The organism is Branchiibius sp. NY16-3462-2 (assembly GCF_001594145.1).
Lineage (GTDB): Bacteria > Actinomycetota > Actinomycetes > Actinomycetales > Dermatophilaceae > Branchiibius.
This window is the reverse complement of record NZ_LVCF01000020.1, coordinates 25,672-42,149: the sequence shown is the minus strand read 5'-3', so window position 1 is coordinate 42,149 and position 16,478 is coordinate 25,672. Positions and strand designations below refer to the sequence as shown.

Below are 16,478 nucleotides of genomic sequence, written 5' to 3'. Positions count from 1 at the left end.
ATTTCGTTATGCCAACAGTGAACGTCTACGAAGCCAAGGCGCAGTTGTCGAAGCTGCTGGAAATGGTGGAGCGAGGTGAGTCCGTGACGATCGCCCGAGCCGGGAAGCCCGTTGCAGATCTTGTCCCCCATGCCCGTAGTGACATCCGCTTCGGTGGATTCCCGGACGTGCAGTTCGACGATGCCACCTTCGACGACGAAGATCCGGAGATCCTCGAGATGTTCGGTCTGGAATGAGCGGGCTACTGCTCGACACCCACGTCCTGCTGTGGCTGCTCACCGACCATCACAGTCTCGGTCCGCAGACTCGCGCACGGATTACCGGTGAAGTCGTCAGCGTTTCGGCGGTCAGTCTCTGGGAGATCGAGATAAAGCGCTCGACCGGCAAGCTCACGTTGTCCGGTGACGCGCAGTCCGGCTTGGCTCAGGCAATTGCGGAGTCCGGTGTACGCGAGTTGCCGTTGCGCTGGGACCACCTGTCGACGTACTCAAATGTCCAACTGCCACAACGGGATCCGTTTGATCGCCTGCTGCTCGCGCAGGCCAGTTCCGAGCGACTCGACTTCGTCACCGCCGACCGGCAGATTCTTGGCGTCGATATAGGCGGCGTATACGACGCGCGCGACTAAGCGGCCAGGAAGATCCGTGGGGGTGGCGCCGTTACGCCGATGAAACGACGGGGCGGTAACCTTCGACCTCTCCGAACGCCCGCAGGCGGCGCTGCCTGCACTCATCACCATCAGGGGAAGTACATACGTGGGAACTCGTCAACTTGATCTTGGCTGCACCTTCCGCCACCAGGCGGCGTGGCCGACTGCGGCGCTGCTGCATGTGGTGCCCGCCGTGCCCAGCGACGGCGGTGACCCTGCCACGCGACGCAACGCGGGGATCATCTTCAAGGACGAGAAGTGGACCCTCGAACCGCAGATCGAGATCCACCCCTACGAGGACGCGTTCGGCAACCAGATCCAACGCTTCACGATGCCGCAGGGGGTTTCGACCGTCTCCTACAGCGTGCGCGCCGAGGTGCCTGACGAGATCGACCCCGCGGACGAGAGCGCCGCCGAGATCGCGCCGACCGATCTACCCGACGACACGCTGGTTTACACCCTCGCCAGCCGCTTCTGCCACAACGATGTCCTCTCCGGACAGGCGTGGAAACTGTTCGGCGGGATGACCCCGGGGTACGGCCGCGTGGCCGCGATCTGCGACTGGACCTGGAACTACCTGGCCTACACGACCGGGTCGACGACCTTCACCAGCACCTCCACCGACGCCTTCCTCACCGGCCGCGGTGTCTGCCGCGACTTCGCGCACCTGATGATCACCATGTGCCGCGCCCTGAACATTCCGGCCCGCTACGCCCACGGCTACCTGCCGGATATGGACGTCCCGCCGCTGCCGACCGCGATGGATTTCCATGCCTGGGTCGAGGTCTACCTCGGCGACCGCTGGTGGACCTTCGACCCGCGGCACAATGCCCGCCGCAAGGGTCGGGTGCTGATCGGCGTCGGACGGGACGCGGCCGACGTCGCCTTGATCACGACGTACGGCGCGCCCTGGCTTCAGTTGATGACCGTCACCGCCCAGGAGCCCACCTCCCCGGCTGTGTGACGCGCGACGCACTCGCTCGGCCTTGACCGGCCATCGATAGGCCGCGTGACACACTGAAATCGTTATGACTGGTCAGCCTCCAGGGGACGCGACGGCGCGGATCACCGTCGACCTCGACGCCATCCGGCACAACGCCGGTGTCCTCAAACGCCGGGCGGGCGACGCTGAACTGATGGCGGTCGTCAAGGGCGACGCTTACGGCCACGGCCTGATCCCGGTCGCGAACGCAGCCCTGGATGGCGGCGCCACCTGGCTCGGAGTCGCCCAACTGCGCGAAGCCCTCCAACTGCGCGATGCCGGGATCAGCGCGCCGGTCCTGTCGTGGTTGCACGCTCCCGGCGCCGATTTCGACGCCGCGGTCGCCGCGGACGTGCAGGTCGCCGTACCTCATAGCTGGGAGATCGAGGCAGTCGCCGACGCCGCCCGCCGGGCCGGGAAGCCGGCCACGGTCCACTTGAAGGTCGACACCGGCCTGGCTCGCAACGGTGCCTACGGTCCGCAATGGCCCGAACTGCTCACCGCCGCCGCGAAGCTGCAGGCCGAAGGCGTCGTCGACGTCGCCGGGGTCATGACGCACTTCATCTTCGCCGACTCCCCGCAGCACCCGAGCGTGCTGGCGCAGCAGGAGGCGTTCGCGCAGGCGGTGCAGGACGCCGAAGACGCGGGTCTCGACCTGCGGGTGCGGCACATGGCCAACTCCGCGGCCACCCTCACCGGAAGCAACGTGGCGTGGGACATGGTGCGGCCGGGGATCGCGCTCTACGGGTTGAGTCCGGTGCCGGATATCGGCAGCTCCCGCGACTTCGATCTGGTCCCCGCGATGACGGTGGACGCGAATGTGACTATTACTAAACGGGTTCCGGCCGGCCAGGGTGTCAGCTACGGGCACACCTACGTGACATCCCGGGAGACGACGCTGGTCGACGTGCCGATCGGCTACTCCGACGGCATTCCGCGCGCGGCGTCCAGCAATGGCCCGGTCCAGATCGGCGGGCAACGTTTCACCGTGAGCGGCCGGGTGTGCATGGACCAGTTCGTGGTCGATGTGGGGGATCTGCCTGTGGCAGAGGGGGATCGAGTGGTTTTGTTTGGCACTGGCGAGAACGGCGAGCCCACCGCGCAGGACTGGGCGGATGCCGCCGGGACGATCTCCTACGAGATCGTCGGGCGGATGAGCGGGCGCCTGCCGAGGATCTACCGGGGGCAGTCGTGAGTGTGCTGACCCGCAGCGTCGGGATCGGTGTCGGGGCGCTGGTGGCGGGAGCCGCGGCCGCCGGTGGCTACGCGCTGGACCGGGTGCGCAGGGAGCACCGAGCCGAACTGGACGGCGTCGACCTCACTCGGTTCGTCGTGCCCGCCGATGACGAGCGCGTGGTCGTCGCCGACGACGGGGTGCCGCTGCACGTCGAGGTCGACAACCCGGACGCCACCGAGCACACCGTGCTGCTCAGCCACGGCTTCACCCAGAACCTCCAGGTGTGGGTGAAACAGCGAAGAGTCCTGCGGGACAACGGATATCGAGTTGTCCTGTGGGACCAACGCGGCCACGGCCGGTCCGCGGAGGGCGAGCCCACGTCGTACTCGGTGACCACCACCGCGAACGACCTGCGCGCGGTCCTCGAAGCCACGGACGGTGGTGGTGCGCTCACCCTGGTCGGTCACTCGATGGGCGGCATGTCGATGATGCTGCTCGGTGAGACCAACCCGGAGCTGGTCAAGCAGCGGGTGACGAACGCTGCGTTCATCAGCACCAGCAGCGGTGACCTGTCGCATGCGGTGAACTGGGGGCTGGGGCGCTTCGGTGGTGTGGTCAACTCGATGGCCCCCGGAGCGCTGAACGGCCTTGCGTCCCGGCAGGATTGGGTGGACTGGACGCGCCGCACCGGCCGCGACGTCGAGCGGCTGATCGTCAACCAGCTGGCCTTCGGTGGCGAGACGACCCCGGAGGTCATTGCGCTCACCTCGGACATGATCGCCCGCACCCGGCTCTCCGTGGTCGCTGGTCTGATGCCGTCCCTGCTGAAACACGATGCGGCGGTAGGACTCCTGGCCTACGGCACGAAGCCCGCCGTCGTGATGCACGGGGAGGGCGACAAGGTGATCCCCATCGAACACGCCCGGATCATCGCGAAGGCACTGCCGCTGTCCGAACTGGTCCTCGTCGAGCACGCCGGGCACATGTTGCCGTTGGAGCAGCCGCAGATCGTCAACGAGCACCTGCTGGCCCTGATCGAGGCCTCTGTCGATGCCTGAGTACGTCGCGCGGCTGGCTTCTCCGGAGGCCACCGCGGAGTGGGGTTTTGCCCTGGGGTCGTTGCTGCAGGCGGGCGACCTGGTGCTCCTGCACGGTGAGCTGGGCGCCGGCAAGACGACGCTGACCCGATCGCTGGCTTCGGGGTTGGGGGTGCGCGGGCCGATCACGTCACCCACCTTCGTGTTGGCGCGGACCCACCCGTCCCTGGTCGGCGGCCCGTCGCTGGTGCACGTGGACGCCTACCGGTTAGGTGGGGACGCGGCCGCGTTAGACGACCTGGATCTGGATGCATCGGTGGATTCAGCGGTGACGGTGATCGAGTGGGGTGCCGGTGTCGCCGAGGGGCTTGCGTCGTCGCGCCTCGACGTCTACCTGACGGCTCAGCCGGACGAATCGCGTGAGGTGCGCGTCGTTCCGGTGGGGGAGCGCTTCGAATCGTTGGTTGCGGCGCTGCCTCGTTAACCTTGTCGGGTGCTGCTTGCCCTCGACACCGCGACGAACGCGGTCACTGCTGCCGTGCACGACGGCACCCGGGTGGTGGCGTCGCATTCGGTGATCGACGCGCGCCGGCACGCCGAGATCCTCATGCCGGTGATCGACCAAGTGATGACCGGTATCCCGAAGTCCGCGCTCACGCAGATCGCCGTCGGTGTCGGGCCGGGCCCGTACACCGGGCTGCGGGTGGGTGTGATGACCGCCCTGACGCTGGGTCATGCCCTCGACATCCCGGTCGTGGGGTTGTGCAGTCTGGATGCTCTCGCGGCGGCGGTTGCTCTGGACGAGTTCGCTGTGGCCACCGATGCGCGGCGCAAAGAGGTGTATTGGGCGGTGTATTCACAGGGCGTACGCCGATCCGCGCCTTCGGTGAGCTTGCCCGGGGAGCTGCCGATCGACGTACGTGAATTGCCAACGGCGGGACGTGGTCCGCTGCTCTACCCCGCCGACCTGGTCAACGGGATCGAGCCGCTGGACGTGGACGCGGGATGGTTGGCGACCGAGGTGATCCGGCGGCAGGGCGCCGGCGAGCCGTTGGATGAGGTGCGTCCGCTCTACCTGCGGCAGCCCGACGCGAAGCCGTCGAGCGGTGTGAAGTCGGTGCTTGGTTCGTGAGCGTCGAGTTGCGGGACATGCAGTGGCCGGACCTGGCTGCGCTGGACGTGTTGGAGAAGGACCTCTTCGGGCCGTGGGCGTGGAGCCAGGAGACGTGGTGGCAGGAGTTGGCGGGGCGGCCGCGTCGGCGGTACGTCGTGGCGACCGATGGTGAGGACATCGTCGGGTATGCGGGGCTGGACCACGGTGGTGACGTGTCCGATGTGATGACGATCGCGGTGGCAGCATCGCATCAGGGGACTGGGCTCGGGCGTTCCTTGATGGAGTGGCTCCTGCAGCAGGCCGAGGGGTCGGAGGCGGTGCTGTTGGAGGTGCGCGCGGACAACGCTCCGGCGATTGCGCTCTATGAGAAGTTCGGGTTCGAGCAGATCCAGGTACGGCGGCGGTACTACCAGCCCGGTGACGTGGACGCGTTGATCCTGCGCAAGCTGGTGGCGTGATGGAGCCGTTGGTTCTGGGGATCGAATCCTCTTGTGACGAAACGGGAGTCGCGTTCGTGCGCGGCAACACGTTGCTGACGGATGCGGTCGCCTCGAGCGTTGATCTGCATGCCCGTTTTGGTGGTGTCGTGCCGGAGGTTGCGAGCCGGGCGCACCTCGAAGCGATGATCCCGATGATGTCCCGGGCGGCTGCGGAGGCCGGGCATTCGTTGTCCGACGTCGATGCGGTTGCGGTGACGTCGGGACCGGGTCTGGCCGGTGCGCTGATGGTCGGTGTCGCGGCGGCGAAGGCTGTGGCGTGGGCGTTGGACAAGCCGCTCTACGGCGTGAATCACCTGGCGGCGCATGTGTGCGCGGACGTCTTGGATCACGGGCCGTTGCCCTCGCCGACGGTGGCGCTGCTGGTGTCCGGCGGACACACCGACTTGCTGTTGGTGAACGACATCGCTTCGGATATCACCGCGTTGGGCCGCACAATCGACGACGCGGCGGGGGAGGCGTTCGACAAGGTGGCGCGCGTGCTGGGGCTGCCCTACCCGGGTGGGCCGGAGATCGACCGCCTCGCGGTGTCGGGGGATCCCCGGGCGATTGCCTTCCCGCGGGGTCTGACCTCTCGCAAGGATTTGGAGCGGCACCGCTACGACTTCTCCTTCTCGGGTCTGAAGACGGCCGTCGTGCGCTACGTGCAGGAGCAGGAACGTGATGGCATCCCGTTGAACCTGCCGGATGTCGCGGCGTCGTTCAGCGAGGCGGTCGCTGACGTGTTGACTCGGAAGGCGATTGCCGCGTGCCAGGAGTACGGCATCAACAACCTGCAGATCGGCGGCGGTGTCACGGCGAACCGCTGGCTGCGCGCGATGGCCGAAGAGCGCTGTGCCGCAGCGGGAATCGAGCTGCGGGTGCCGCGGATCCGGCTGTGCACGGACAACGGTGCGATGGTCGCCGCCCTAGGATCGCAGATCGTGCAGCGCGGACTGCCGCCGTCGACGCTCGATCTCGGCACCGACTCGTCGCTCCCGGTTGAGCAAGTCCAGATGTAGTCGAGCGCGGTCGCGGTCTCGCTGGGAGTGCTCACCTCAACAAGTGACGAATCCGCCGCAAATCGTGGCCGTCTCAGGCGCAATTGCCTCAACTTGTGACGAGCCCGTCACAAGTCGCAACCTGCCCCGAGATCGGTCACTCGTCCGCGAGGAGAAGGACTGCTTGTACGCCGCTGACCCGGGTGATCGCGATCGTGCCGGACCGCGGGCCGCTCAGTCGCAACTGCCGGCGCAGCGTGTCCGCGTCCAACGACACACCCTTCTTCTTGATCGTCAGGTTACCGATCTGCTCGTCGCGCAATCGAGCCCGAAGAGCTTTGACGTTGAACGGGATTGCCTCCCGCACGGCGTACCTCTTGGCCCAGGGCACAAAGCGTTGCTTGGCCGAGGTCACGTAACCCAGCCCCGGCGCCAGCTCCCGGCCGTCGACCGCGTTGACGAGGGCGCCGGTCAGCCCAGCGCGGATCACCGCCCGGTCGGCCTCGTAGAGGAACCCGTGCACCTGGTCCAGGCCCGCGGTCTCGTCTGGTGCGTCAAGTGCGTCGGCTTCGGTGATGCGCTCGGGGGCGTGCTCGTCCAGCACGACGACCGCGCTGCGGCCCTTGACCGGAGCGAGTGAACCCCACCACAGCGCGCACTCAAGGACCTCGCCGCGGTACGAAACCCATTCGGCCGCAGCGTCGCTCGGGATCGCGCCGTGCGGGAGCGACGGGCTGAGTTTGGCGCCGACGGCCGGCAGCCGATGCGCCACGTCGAGCACGAAGTCCCAGCTCGGTGCCAGTTCGTCGATCGAGAACGTACGCCGAGTGCGCCCCTTCGCGTCTGTGACGCCCGGTGTCCGTCGGGCTGGGTCGAGCCATGCCCCCACACCACGAGCCGCTTCACCGGACGGCAGCGCGACCTCCTCAGCCCGGGCCTGTTGCACCGAAACCCTCGGCCATGGCCGCAGATTCACCGTTGCCACGGCAGCAGTCGTCTCGTCGGCATCGACCGCGTGCACCTGCAGACCGGCCTCCGCGAAGGCAATGGCGTCGGCCCCGATGCCGCAGCCCAGATCGAACACCGTCTCCACCCCGGCCTCAGCGAATCGTGAAGCGTGCAGCGCGGCGAGACGGGCCCGGGTGGCCTGTTCCACGCCATCAGCGGTGAAGAGCATCTGCTGAGCCGCGTCACCGAACTTGGCGGCTGCGCGAGCTCGCAGCCGGGACTGGGTCAGCGCGGCAGCCACCAGGTCGGGATCGAAGCCGTCCGCCCGCAACCGGGACCCGAGCGCGATAGCCGTCTGCTCGTCGTACGGCGGCAACGATTGCAACAGTCCCCACCCCTCACCGGTCGCGAGGCGCGCGACGAGAGCGGGATCCATGGTCGCTAGTTTGGCTCATGTGACAGCTATCCCGGTGATTCTGGACGTCGACACTGGCGTCGACGACGCGTGTGCCCTGTTGCTCGCCGCGCGGCATCCCGCGCTCGACCTGCGCGCGGTCAGCTGCGTCGGCGGCAATGCGCCGGTCGATGACGTCGTGCGCAACACGCTGATCGCCCTGCACGCGGCCGGTCGCGACGACGTGCCGGTGGCCCGGGGTGCCGACCGGCCGCTGCTGGAGACGCCGGTCGATGCGCGGCACGTGCACGGTGACGACGGGATGGGCGACCTCGGGTGGCCGCCGGCCGAGCGAGCGCCGGACCCGCGCCATGCGGTGGAACTGCTGCGCGACACCCTGCTCGCGTCGCCGCAGAAGGTCACACTGATCCCGCTGGCACCCATGACCAACATCGCGCTGCTGCTGCGCACCTACCCCCAGGTCGCGCCGAAGATCGAGCGCATCGTCTTCATGGGCGGCGCCGCTGACGTCGGAAACGCCACGGCATCAGCGGAATTCAACGTCTTCCACGACCCCGAAGCGGCCGCCATCGTCCTCGCCGCCGGCGCGGAGCTCGACATCAACCTCACGATGTACGGACTCGACGTCTTCTACGCGCCGGTCGTGACGCGGCAAGAGGCGGCGGCCCTGACCACGTCGGACGCCGCCCGTCTCGGTGGCGCGCTGATCACCTTCCAGTGCGACCGGTTCCAGCGCGACGAGGCGACCATCGGCGACGCCGGCGCCGTCTGCGCGGTCATCGATCCGGCCGGGCTGACGACCCGCGAGTTGCCGATGCGCGTCGAACTGGGCGGGACGTGGTCCCGCGGGCGCACCATCGTCGACCGCCGCGACTGGGACGGCGACATGAGCCACGATCCGCACGGCCCCGCGCCGCGGATCGATGTCGCGCTGGCGGTTGATGCTGAGCGCTACGCCAACCTGTGGCAGGAGACGCTGCGATGACCGTCTACGTCCTCGGCGCCCTCAACGTCGACCTCGTCACCCGCGTCCCGCATCAGCCCGCACCGGGGGAAACCATCCTGGGCCGGTCCGACGGCCGCTTCGCCGGTGGCAAGGGTGGCAACCAGGCGATGGCGGCGGCCCGTGCCGGAGCGGACGTGATCATGGTCGGCGGTGTCGGCGACGACGAACTCGGCTCGGCCTACCTCACCCGGCTCGAGGAGGCCGGGATCAACGCCGAACAGGTGCCGACCGCGCCGGGTGTCGCAACCGGGACCGCGCTGATCACCGTCTCCGATGACGGCGAGAACTCCATCATCGTGATCCCGGCTGCCAACGAATCTGCCACCGCACCAGTTGGATTAGTTGCGGGAGATGTGCTGTTGTGCTCACTCGAGGTGCCGCTGGACGTGGTCGCGACTGCAGCCCGGGCCGCGGACGCCGTGGGTGCCCGCGTCGTGCTGAACCTTGCCCCGTACGCCGATCTGCCGGCCGACGTGATCGCGACCGCTGACCCCGTGATCGTCAACGAGACCGAGGCGGCGCAGTTGCAGTCGGCCGGCCTGCGACCGGTGTCCCTCGTGACGACCCTGGGTGCGCAGGGTGCCACCTGGACCCGGGGGTCAGGTGAGGTGGTGCGGGAGCCAGGGATCGACGTACGCCGAGTGGTTGACTCCACGGGCGCCGGGGACACGTTCTGTGGTGCCCTCGCCGCTTCGTTGGCCGGGGGCGCCAGCGACGAGGAGGCCCTGCGGGCAGCGAACGCCGCTGGCGCTGAGGCGATTTCGTGGCAGGGTGCCCAGCCCGACGGTGCGATCTAGCCGCGACCTAGCCCAGATCTAACCCAGGATCCGGTCGACCAGATCGGTCCACCCGGTCATGACCCGGTCGCAGTCCATCTGCTCGATGCGCAGCTGCTGATCGAGAATTCGCCGATCCAGCGGCGCGATGATGGCGACGGCGAGTAGGTGCAGATCGCCGGTCACGCCAGCCGATCGCAGCAGATAGCGCACGTGGGTGGCGATGAAACTGTCTGCTGCATAGGAGCGTTCGATGGATTCCCCGGCCGCGGCGATCAAGGCGGCGCTGCTCAGGTTCAACTCGATCAACGATTCGCCGAACGCGAGCAGGCGGTCGCGGGGGCTGGCCCCGGGGCCGAGCGGCGACGGGCCGGACATGACACGTGCCTGCCAGGCGCGGGCGTGTTCGTTCATCAGGGCGCCCATGACGCCCTCGCGCGAGCCGAACCGGCGGAAGACGGTGCCCTTGCCGACACCGGCAGCACAGGCCAGGCGATCCATCGTCAGCGCCTCGGTGCCTTCGGCGGCGACGATCTGGCGAGCCGCGCACAGCAACGCCTCCCGATTGCGCGCGGCATCCGCCCGCTCGGTGGGTGCGCCGAAGGCAATCGGCAGTGGCTGGGGCTTCGACATGACGTGGATCACTCTACGGGGGAGGCGAATTGACAAAGCGGACTGCGGTCCGTTTAATGATGAGTGTACCCCAACCGGACCCCCACATCAGACTTCTAGGAGAACCCCATGACCACCGTCGCCGTCCTCGTCGGCAGCCTGCGCGCCGACTCCGTCAACCGCCGCGTTGCCGAGACCCTGCGCGACAACGCGCCGGAGGGTGTCGACCTCGTCATCGTCGATGGCCTGGCCGACCTGCCGTTCTACAACGAGGAGATCGACAACGAGTCCCAGGTGCCGGCAGCCGCCGTCGCGCTGCGGGACAAGGTTGCCGCCGCTGACCGCGTGCTGGCCGTCACCCCCGAGTACAACGGCACGATGCCGGCCGTGCTGAACAACGCGATCGACTGGCTGTCCCGTCCGTTCGGCACCGGCGCGATCGTGGGCAAGCCGTTCACCGTCGTCGGCACCACCCCGACGCCGTATGGCGGCAAGTGGTCGCACGCGGACGCTGCTCGTTCCGCCAAGATCGCCGGTGCGCACGTGCTGGAGGACGCCATCGTGTCGCAGAGCGCGATCGACACCGATGTCTTCAGCCCGGAGATCCAGGAGCGGTTCGCCGCTGCCCTGTCCGCCCTGGTCGAGGCCGAAGCACCGGTCGCTGCCTGAGCAAACCCTCGACGCACCCCCACTTGCGGCACAACCTGCCCGAGCGGGGGTGTGTTGCGTGTGCGCGGCCCCCGCTTGCGGCACAACCTGCGCGAGTGGGGGCTGGAGGGCGCCCGCGGGAGGTTCGCTCTCGGCGTACGGGAAAGGGTTGGCACTCGGCTTGCGTGAGTGCCAACGCCCGCCTAGATTCAGAGTTAGCACTCCGCCTCGGACAGTGCTAACGGCAGACCAGGGTCGACCCCCGCGACGGCGACCTTGCGAAACCGGGCCACCTGGCTGCGGCGGACGCACCCTCAAACGCAACGAATCCAAGAGGAAGGTCCCACCGTGTCGGTGAACATCAAGCCGCTCGAAGACCGCATCGTGGTCAAGTCGGTCGAGGCCGAGCAGACCACCGCGTCCGGTCTGGTCATCCCGGACACCGCCAAGGAGAAGCCCCAGGAGGGCGAAGTCCTGGCGATCGGCCCGGGCCGCATCGACGACAAGGGCCAGCGCGTGCCGCTGGACGTCGCCGTTGGTGACAAGGTCATCTACTCCAAGTACGGCGGCACCGAGGTCAAGTACGGCGGCGAGGAGCTGCTGATCCTGTCCGCGCGCGACGTCCTCGCGGTTGTCGGCTGACGAACCTCACACGCAGCGCCCCGGCTCGTGCGCCCAGAGTCCCCACGGACACGACGGGCCACCGGCCGGGGCGTCGCTGTTTGACGAAAGGAATCTGTAATGGCAAAGACGCTCGAATTCAATGACGAGGCACGCAAGTCCCTGGAGCGCGGGGTGGACGCCCTGGCCAACACGGTCAAGGTGACGCTCGGCCCCAAGGGCCGCAACGTCGTCATCGACAAGAAGTGGGGCGCCCCCACCATCACCAACGACGGCGTCACCATCGCCCGTGAGGTCGAGCTCGAGGACCCCTACGAGAACCTCGGCGCGCAGCTGGCCAAGGAAGTGGCCACCAAGACCAACGACGTGGCCGGTGACGGTACGACGACCGCAACCGTTCTCGCGCAGGCCATGGTCAAGGAGGGCTTGCGTAACGTCGCTGCGGGCGCGGCCCCGGCCGGCCTGAAGCGCGGCATCGACAAGGCCGTCACCGCGATCAACGACCGCCTGCTGGCCAACGCCCGTGAGGTCGACGGCCGCGACGAGGTCGCTTCTGTCGCAGGGCTTTCCGCCCAGGACGCCACCATCGGCGGACTGATCGCCGACGCGTTCGACAAGGTCGGCAAGGACGGTGTCATCACCATCGAGGAGTCGGCCACGGCCACCACCGAGCTGGACTTCACCGAAGGTATGCAGTTCGACAAGGGCTACATCAGCGCCTACTTCGTCACCGACCCGGAGCGCATGGAGGCCGTCCTGGAGGACGCCTACATCCTGATCAACCAGGGCAAGATCTCCGCGATCGCCGACGTGCTGCCGCTGCTGGAGAAGGTCGCGCAGTCCGGCAAGCCGCTGGTCGTCATCGCCGAGGACGTCGACGGTGAGGCCCTGTCCACACTGGTCGTCAACAAGATCCGCGGCATCTTCAACGTCGTCGCGGTGAAGGCCCCCGGCTTCGGTGACCGCCGCAAGGCCATGCTGCAGGACATCGCCATCCTCACCGGTGGCCAGGTGGTCGCCGAAGAGGTCGGCCTGAAGCTGGACCAGGTCGGTCTTGAGGTGCTGGGTCAGGCCCGCCGCGTGGTCGTGACCAAGGACAACACCACGATCATCGACGGCCAGGGCTCGCCCGAGGACGTCACCGGCCGCGTGGCCGAGCTGAAGTCCGAGATCGAGCGCACCGACTCCGACTGGGACCGCGAGAAGCTGCAGGAGCGTCTGGCCAAGCTGGCCGGCGGGGTCTGCGTCATCAAGGTCGGCGCCCACACCGAGGTCGAGCTCAAGGAGAAGAAGCACCGCATCGAGGACGCTGTCTCCGCGACCCGCGCCGCGATCGAAGAGGGCATCGTCGCCGGTGGTGGTTCCGCGCTGGTGCACGCTGCGGCGGCGCTGCAGAACCTCGCGCTCGAAGGTGATGAGGCCACCGGTGCCTCGATCGTGGCCAAGGCCGTGGTCGAGCCGTTGCGCTGGATCGCCGAGAACGCCGGTCTCGAGGGCTACGTCGCGGTCTCCAAGGTCGCCGACCTGCCCGTCGGCAGCGGCCTGAACGCCGCCACCGGTGAGTACGGCGATCTGGTGGGTGCCGGTGTCATCGACCCCGTCAAGGTGACCCGGTCTGCGCTGCTGAACGCGGCCTCCATCGCCTCGATGGTCTTGACCACCGACACGTTGGTCGTCGACAAGCCGGAAGAGGAAGAGCCGGAGGCCGGGCACGGCCACGGTCACTGAGCGGCTGATCAGTTCCTCAACCCCCGGCGCGCCCGGTACTGCTTCGGCAGTGCCGGGCGCGCTGCTGGGTGTTGACAGCTGCAGGTTTACACAAGAAAGGCCCCGGAGTTGCTCAGGCAGGGGAGCACGTGCCTATGGTTGAAGGGTTGAGCATTCAACGGACAGCCAGTTGATCGTCGGTAAGGAGTGGTGCAGTGAGCCTCGGCCCGCTACGCAAACCACGCCCGACCAGCGACAGCGCCGGTGACCTGCCTCCCTCTTCCGTAACACTTCCGCCTGTTTCTGCGATATCACCGGAGAACGCGCAGACCCCCCTGCGTGATCTTGTGGCGCAGGCCCGGCTTGGCGATGACGTCGCGACCAACGATTTGATGGCCGCTGTGCATTTGCTGTCGCTGCGTTACGCGCGGGCACGCTTGGGCAGATACGCAGCAGCCACTGATGTAGCGGCGGATGTCGCCCAGGAGGTGTGTGTGGCTGTGCTACTGGCGCTGCCCCGGTACACCGACCGCGGCCTGCCCTTCGAAGCCTTCGTCTACCGCATCGCCGCCAACAAGGTGGCCGATGTGCGCCGGGGTGCCATGAAAGACCCGGTCCCCACCGAGGAGTTCCCGGCGGTCGAGGATCTCGCGCCCGGTCCTGAGGAGCGGGCGATCAGCGCGGACGAAGCCGTGCGGGTCTGGGATCTGCTGGCCACGCTGCCGGAGCAGCAGCGGGAGATCATCACGCTGCGGGTCGCCGTCGGACTGACCGCCGAGCAGACCGCCAGTTCCCTCGGGATGACCGCCGGCGCTGTGCGGGTCGCCCAGCACCGCGCGCTGGCCAAACTGCGCGAGACCCTCGTGAAGCAACAGGAGGCGGACCAGTGACGCCTTCGTTCGACCAGATCAACCAGGACGACCAACTCCTGGATGCACTCGGCGCTCGCGGCACGGTGCGCGGTGACGAACTCACCGGCCTGCTGTCGGCGTGGACGACCGAGATCGACAACCCGACGGCGCTGCCGCGGCCGGGCCGGCATGCCCGCCACTCCCGCGCGCTGCGGATCGGCCTGACCACCACTGTCGTGCTCGGCACCCTGTCCGTCGGAGGCGTCGCAGCCGCGGTCACCGGCACCAAGCTGCCCGTGCTGCATCAGTTGGGCCAGGTCACCCAGAGCTTCTGGGGCGAGCAGGCTGCGCCGTCGGTGGCCGGGCCGCCGTCCGCATCAGCGCCCCCGCAGTCAACAGATGCCTCGACGCCGTGGTCCATCGACCCCACCCCGGATTCGGGTACCTCGCGTGACCAGGCGACCCGTGACCTGTCCACCCACGTGCCGTCCTTGGTGCCCCCGAGCACGCGGACCCATTTGCCCGGAGCGCCGGTGGTTGTCGCGAAGCCGAAAGGCGCCGCGCCGTCGTCGAGCAGCACCAGCACACCGGCGCCGACCACCAAGTCCCCGAGCCCGACCAAATCCTCGGGCACGCCCACGCCCACCGGCACGTCGACGTCCGCCGGGACGCCGACTCGCAGCACCGGCCCGGTGTTCGGAACTGCCTCGCCGCCGGCCCCGAGCAGCTCGACCTCCAGCGATTCCGAGCCGACCGCGACTCCCAAGCTGACGCCGTCCTCCAGCACGACCAGCACGCCGCCGGCGACGAGTTCTGCCACATCCAGCTCCAGCGCCACGTCGTTGTTCAGCACGCCCACGAGTTCGAACGGCGCGCAGAAGTCCCGCTGACCGGATCGGCACCCACCGGCGTGACCCTGAGCACTCCCGCGACCGCCGTACGATTGGGTAATGGAGATTCCCGACCACTTCGGCCAGTTGGGCCTCACCTACGACGACGTCCTCCTGCTGCCGGGTGAAACGGACGTCATCCCCAGCGAGGTCGATACGACCGCTCAACTGACCCGCGAGCTGACGCTGAAGGTTCCTTTGGTCTCTGCTGCGATGGACACGGTCACCGAGTCGCGGATGGCGATCGCCATGGCGCGCCAGGGCGGGATCGGCGTACTGCACCGCAACCTGTCGATCCAGGACCAGGCCGAACAGGTCGATCTGGTCAAGCGAACGCAGACCGGCATCATCTCCAACCCGGTCACCATCGGACCCGACGCGACGCTGGAAGAGCTGGACGAGACGTGCGGTCGCTACCGCGTCTCGGGCCTGCCGGTCGTCGACGTCGACAACAAGCTGATCGGCATCATCACCAACCGCGACCTGCGTTTCACCCCGGTCGCGGAGTGGGCGACCACCAAGGTCAACGAGATGATGACCCCGATGCCGCTGATCACCGGCAGCCCCGGGATCAGCCGCGACGACGCCACCACCCTGCTGCGCAAACACAAGCGCGAGCGGCTGCCGCTGATCGACGACGAAGGCCACCTCACCGGATTGATCACGGTGAAGGACTTCGTGAAGTCCGAGCAGTTCCCCGACGCGAGCAAGGACAGCCAGGGCCGGTTGCTGGTCGCCGCGGCGGTCGGCTACTTCGGCGACGCGTGGGAGCGGGCCACGACGCTGGTCGATGCCGGTGTCGATGTCATCGTGCCGGACGTCGCCAACGGTCACGCCCGGCTGATGTTGGACATGATCCGCAGGCTCAAGTCCGACCCGGCAACCCGCCACGTGCAGGTGATCGGCGGCAACATCGCGACCCGTGAAGGCGCCCAGGCGTTGGTCGACGCGGGCGTCGACGCGGTCAAGGTCGGCGTCGGACCGGGGTCCATCTGCACGACACGGGTCGTGGCCGGTGTCGGCGTCCCGCAGGTCACCGCGATCTACGAGGCCGCGCAGGCCTGCAAACCCGCCGGTGTCCCGGTGATCGGGGACGGCGGTCTGCAGTACTCCGGTGACATCGCCAAGGCGCTCGTCGCCGGCGCATCGACGGTGATGGTGGGCTCGTTGCTCGCGGGGTGCGAGGAGTCCCCGGGGGATCTGATCCTGATCCAGGGCAAGCAGTTCAAGACCTACCGCGGGATGGGTTCCCTGGGGGCCATGGCCTCCCGCGGCAAGAAGTCCTTCTCCAAGGACCGCTACTTCCAGGCCGACGTGGCCAGTGACGACGAGATCGTCCCCGAAGGGATCGAGGGCCGAGTGCCCTACCGCGGACCCCTGGGGGCCGTCGTACGCCAGTTGGTCGGCGGGTTGCACCAGTCGATGTTCTACGTCGGGGCGCGGACGCTACCGGAGTTGCAGTCGCGCGGCCGGTTCGTGCGGATCACCTCGGCGGGCCTGAAGGAGTCCCACCCGCACGACGTTCAGGGCATCGTCGAAGCCCCGAACTACTGGGCCGGATAACCTCA

The 16,478-nt window shown here is 68.0% G+C and carries 19 protein-coding genes; 17 read left to right on the top strand and 2 right to left on the bottom strand.

Annotation, left to right across the window (positions count from 1 at the left end):
• Positions 1-8 precede the first annotated feature (8 nt).
• From AZH51_RS05710 to tsaD, 9 genes are all read left to right on the top strand, one after another.
• Positions 9-236 (top strand): type II toxin-antitoxin system Phd/YefM family antitoxin, encoded by a 228-nt coding sequence (locus AZH51_RS05710; protein ID WP_291522249.1) that lies wholly within the window; start codon positions 9-11, stop codon positions 234-236.
• Positions 233-628: a type II toxin-antitoxin system VapC family toxin gene (locus AZH51_RS05705; protein WP_291522247.1), complete on the top strand. Its 396-nt coding sequence runs from the start codon at positions 233-235 to the stop codon at positions 626-628. The genes AZH51_RS05710 and AZH51_RS05705 overlap by 4 nt, the downstream gene beginning before the upstream one ends.
• Before the next feature lie 127 nt (positions 629-755).
• A complete protein-coding gene (locus AZH51_RS05700; RefSeq protein WP_291522245.1) occupies positions 756-1,613 on the top strand; it encodes a transglutaminase family protein in 858 nt (285 codons plus the stop codon).
• Between the two features lie 64 nt (positions 1,614-1,677).
• Positions 1,678-2,826, top strand: coding sequence for an alanine racemase (alr, locus tag AZH51_RS05695; RefSeq protein WP_291522243.1), 1,149 nt, complete (start codon positions 1,678-1,680; stop codon positions 2,824-2,826).
• Entirely contained in the window at positions 2,823-3,866 is a 1,044-nt protein-coding gene (locus AZH51_RS05690) for an alpha/beta hydrolase (protein ID WP_291522241.1), read from the top strand. The genes alr and AZH51_RS05690 overlap by 4 nt, the downstream gene beginning before the upstream one ends.
• On the top strand, positions 3,859-4,329 hold the full coding sequence (gene tsaE / locus AZH51_RS05685) for a tRNA (adenosine(37)-N6)-threonylcarbamoyltransferase complex ATPase subunit type 1 TsaE (RefSeq protein WP_291522239.1): 471 nt from the start codon (positions 3,859-3,861) through the stop codon (positions 4,327-4,329). The genes AZH51_RS05690 and tsaE overlap by 8 nt, the downstream gene beginning before the upstream one ends.
• 9 nt (positions 4,330-4,338) lie before the next feature.
• Positions 4,339-4,977 carry a tRNA (adenosine(37)-N6)-threonylcarbamoyltransferase complex dimerization subunit type 1 TsaB gene (tsaB, locus tag AZH51_RS05680; protein ID WP_291522237.1) on the top strand — a complete coding sequence of 213 codons (639 nt, stop codon included), beginning with the start codon at positions 4,339-4,341 and terminating at the stop codon, positions 4,975-4,977.
• A complete protein-coding gene (gene rimI, locus AZH51_RS05675; protein ID WP_367188030.1) occupies positions 4,974-5,417 on the top strand; it encodes a ribosomal protein S18-alanine N-acetyltransferase in 444 nt (147 codons plus the stop codon). The genes tsaB and rimI overlap by 4 nt, the downstream gene beginning before the upstream one ends.
• Positions 5,417-6,457, top strand: coding sequence for a tRNA (adenosine(37)-N6)-threonylcarbamoyltransferase complex transferase subunit TsaD (gene tsaD, locus AZH51_RS05670; RefSeq protein ID WP_291522342.1), 1,041 nt, complete (start codon positions 5,417-5,419; stop codon positions 6,455-6,457). The genes rimI and tsaD overlap by 1 nt, the downstream gene beginning before the upstream one ends.
• Positions 6,458-6,593: 136 nt before the next feature.
• Here tsaD and AZH51_RS05665 read toward each other — a convergent pair whose 3' ends face one another.
• Positions 6,594-7,820, bottom strand: coding sequence for a class I SAM-dependent methyltransferase (locus AZH51_RS05665; RefSeq protein WP_291522235.1), 1,227 nt, complete (start codon positions 7,818-7,820; stop codon positions 6,594-6,596).
• Positions 7,821-7,839: 19 nt separating this feature from the next.
• Here AZH51_RS05665 and AZH51_RS05660 point away from each other — a divergent pair, with 19 nt between their 5' ends.
• Positions 7,840-8,784, top strand: coding sequence for a nucleoside hydrolase (locus AZH51_RS05660; RefSeq protein WP_291522234.1), 945 nt, complete (start codon positions 7,840-7,842; stop codon positions 8,782-8,784).
• A complete protein-coding gene (locus tag AZH51_RS05655; protein ID WP_291522232.1) occupies positions 8,781-9,602 on the top strand; it encodes a PfkB family carbohydrate kinase in 822 nt (273 codons plus the stop codon). Before AZH51_RS05660 ends, AZH51_RS05655 begins: the two co-directional genes overlap by 4 nt.
• A gap of 18 nt (positions 9,603-9,620) precedes the next feature.
• On the opposite strand, the gene AZH51_RS05650 is transcribed toward AZH51_RS05655, so the two are convergent.
• Positions 9,621-10,214: a TetR/AcrR family transcriptional regulator gene (locus tag AZH51_RS05650; RefSeq protein ID WP_291522230.1), complete on the bottom strand. Its 594-nt coding sequence runs from the start codon at positions 10,212-10,214 to the stop codon at positions 9,621-9,623.
• Positions 10,215-10,322: 108 nt separating this feature from the next.
• Between AZH51_RS05650 and AZH51_RS05645 the strand changes: the two genes are divergently transcribed.
• The 6 genes from AZH51_RS05645 (at position 10,323) to guaB (ending at position 16,473) form a co-directional block, all read left to right on the top strand.
• Positions 10,323-10,862, top strand: coding sequence for an NAD(P)H-dependent oxidoreductase (locus AZH51_RS05645; RefSeq protein WP_291522228.1), 540 nt, complete (start codon positions 10,323-10,325; stop codon positions 10,860-10,862).
• Between the two features lie 327 nt (positions 10,863-11,189).
• Positions 11,190-11,483, top strand: coding sequence for a co-chaperone GroES (gene groES, locus AZH51_RS05640; RefSeq protein WP_109685981.1), 294 nt, complete (start codon positions 11,190-11,192; stop codon positions 11,481-11,483).
• A 99-nt stretch (positions 11,484-11,582) separates the two neighbouring features.
• A complete protein-coding gene (groL, locus tag AZH51_RS05635) occupies positions 11,583-13,190 on the top strand; it encodes a chaperonin GroEL (RefSeq protein ID WP_291522222.1) in 1,608 nt (535 codons plus the stop codon).
• 194 nt (positions 13,191-13,384) lie between these two features.
• On the top strand, positions 13,385-14,059 hold the full coding sequence (gene shbA / locus AZH51_RS05630) for an RNA polymerase sigma factor ShbA (protein ID WP_291522220.1): 675 nt from the start codon (positions 13,385-13,387) through the stop codon (positions 14,057-14,059).
• Positions 14,056-14,910, top strand: coding sequence for a hypothetical protein (locus AZH51_RS05625; RefSeq protein ID WP_291522218.1), 855 nt, complete (start codon positions 14,056-14,058; stop codon positions 14,908-14,910). The genes shbA and AZH51_RS05625 overlap by 4 nt, the downstream gene beginning before the upstream one ends.
• A gap of 60 nt (positions 14,911-14,970) precedes the next feature.
• Complete coding sequence (gene guaB / locus AZH51_RS05620; RefSeq protein WP_291522215.1) at positions 14,971-16,473, top strand: IMP dehydrogenase; 1,503 nt, start codon at positions 14,971-14,973, stop codon at positions 16,471-16,473.
• Positions 16,474-16,478: the final 5 nt, after the last annotated feature.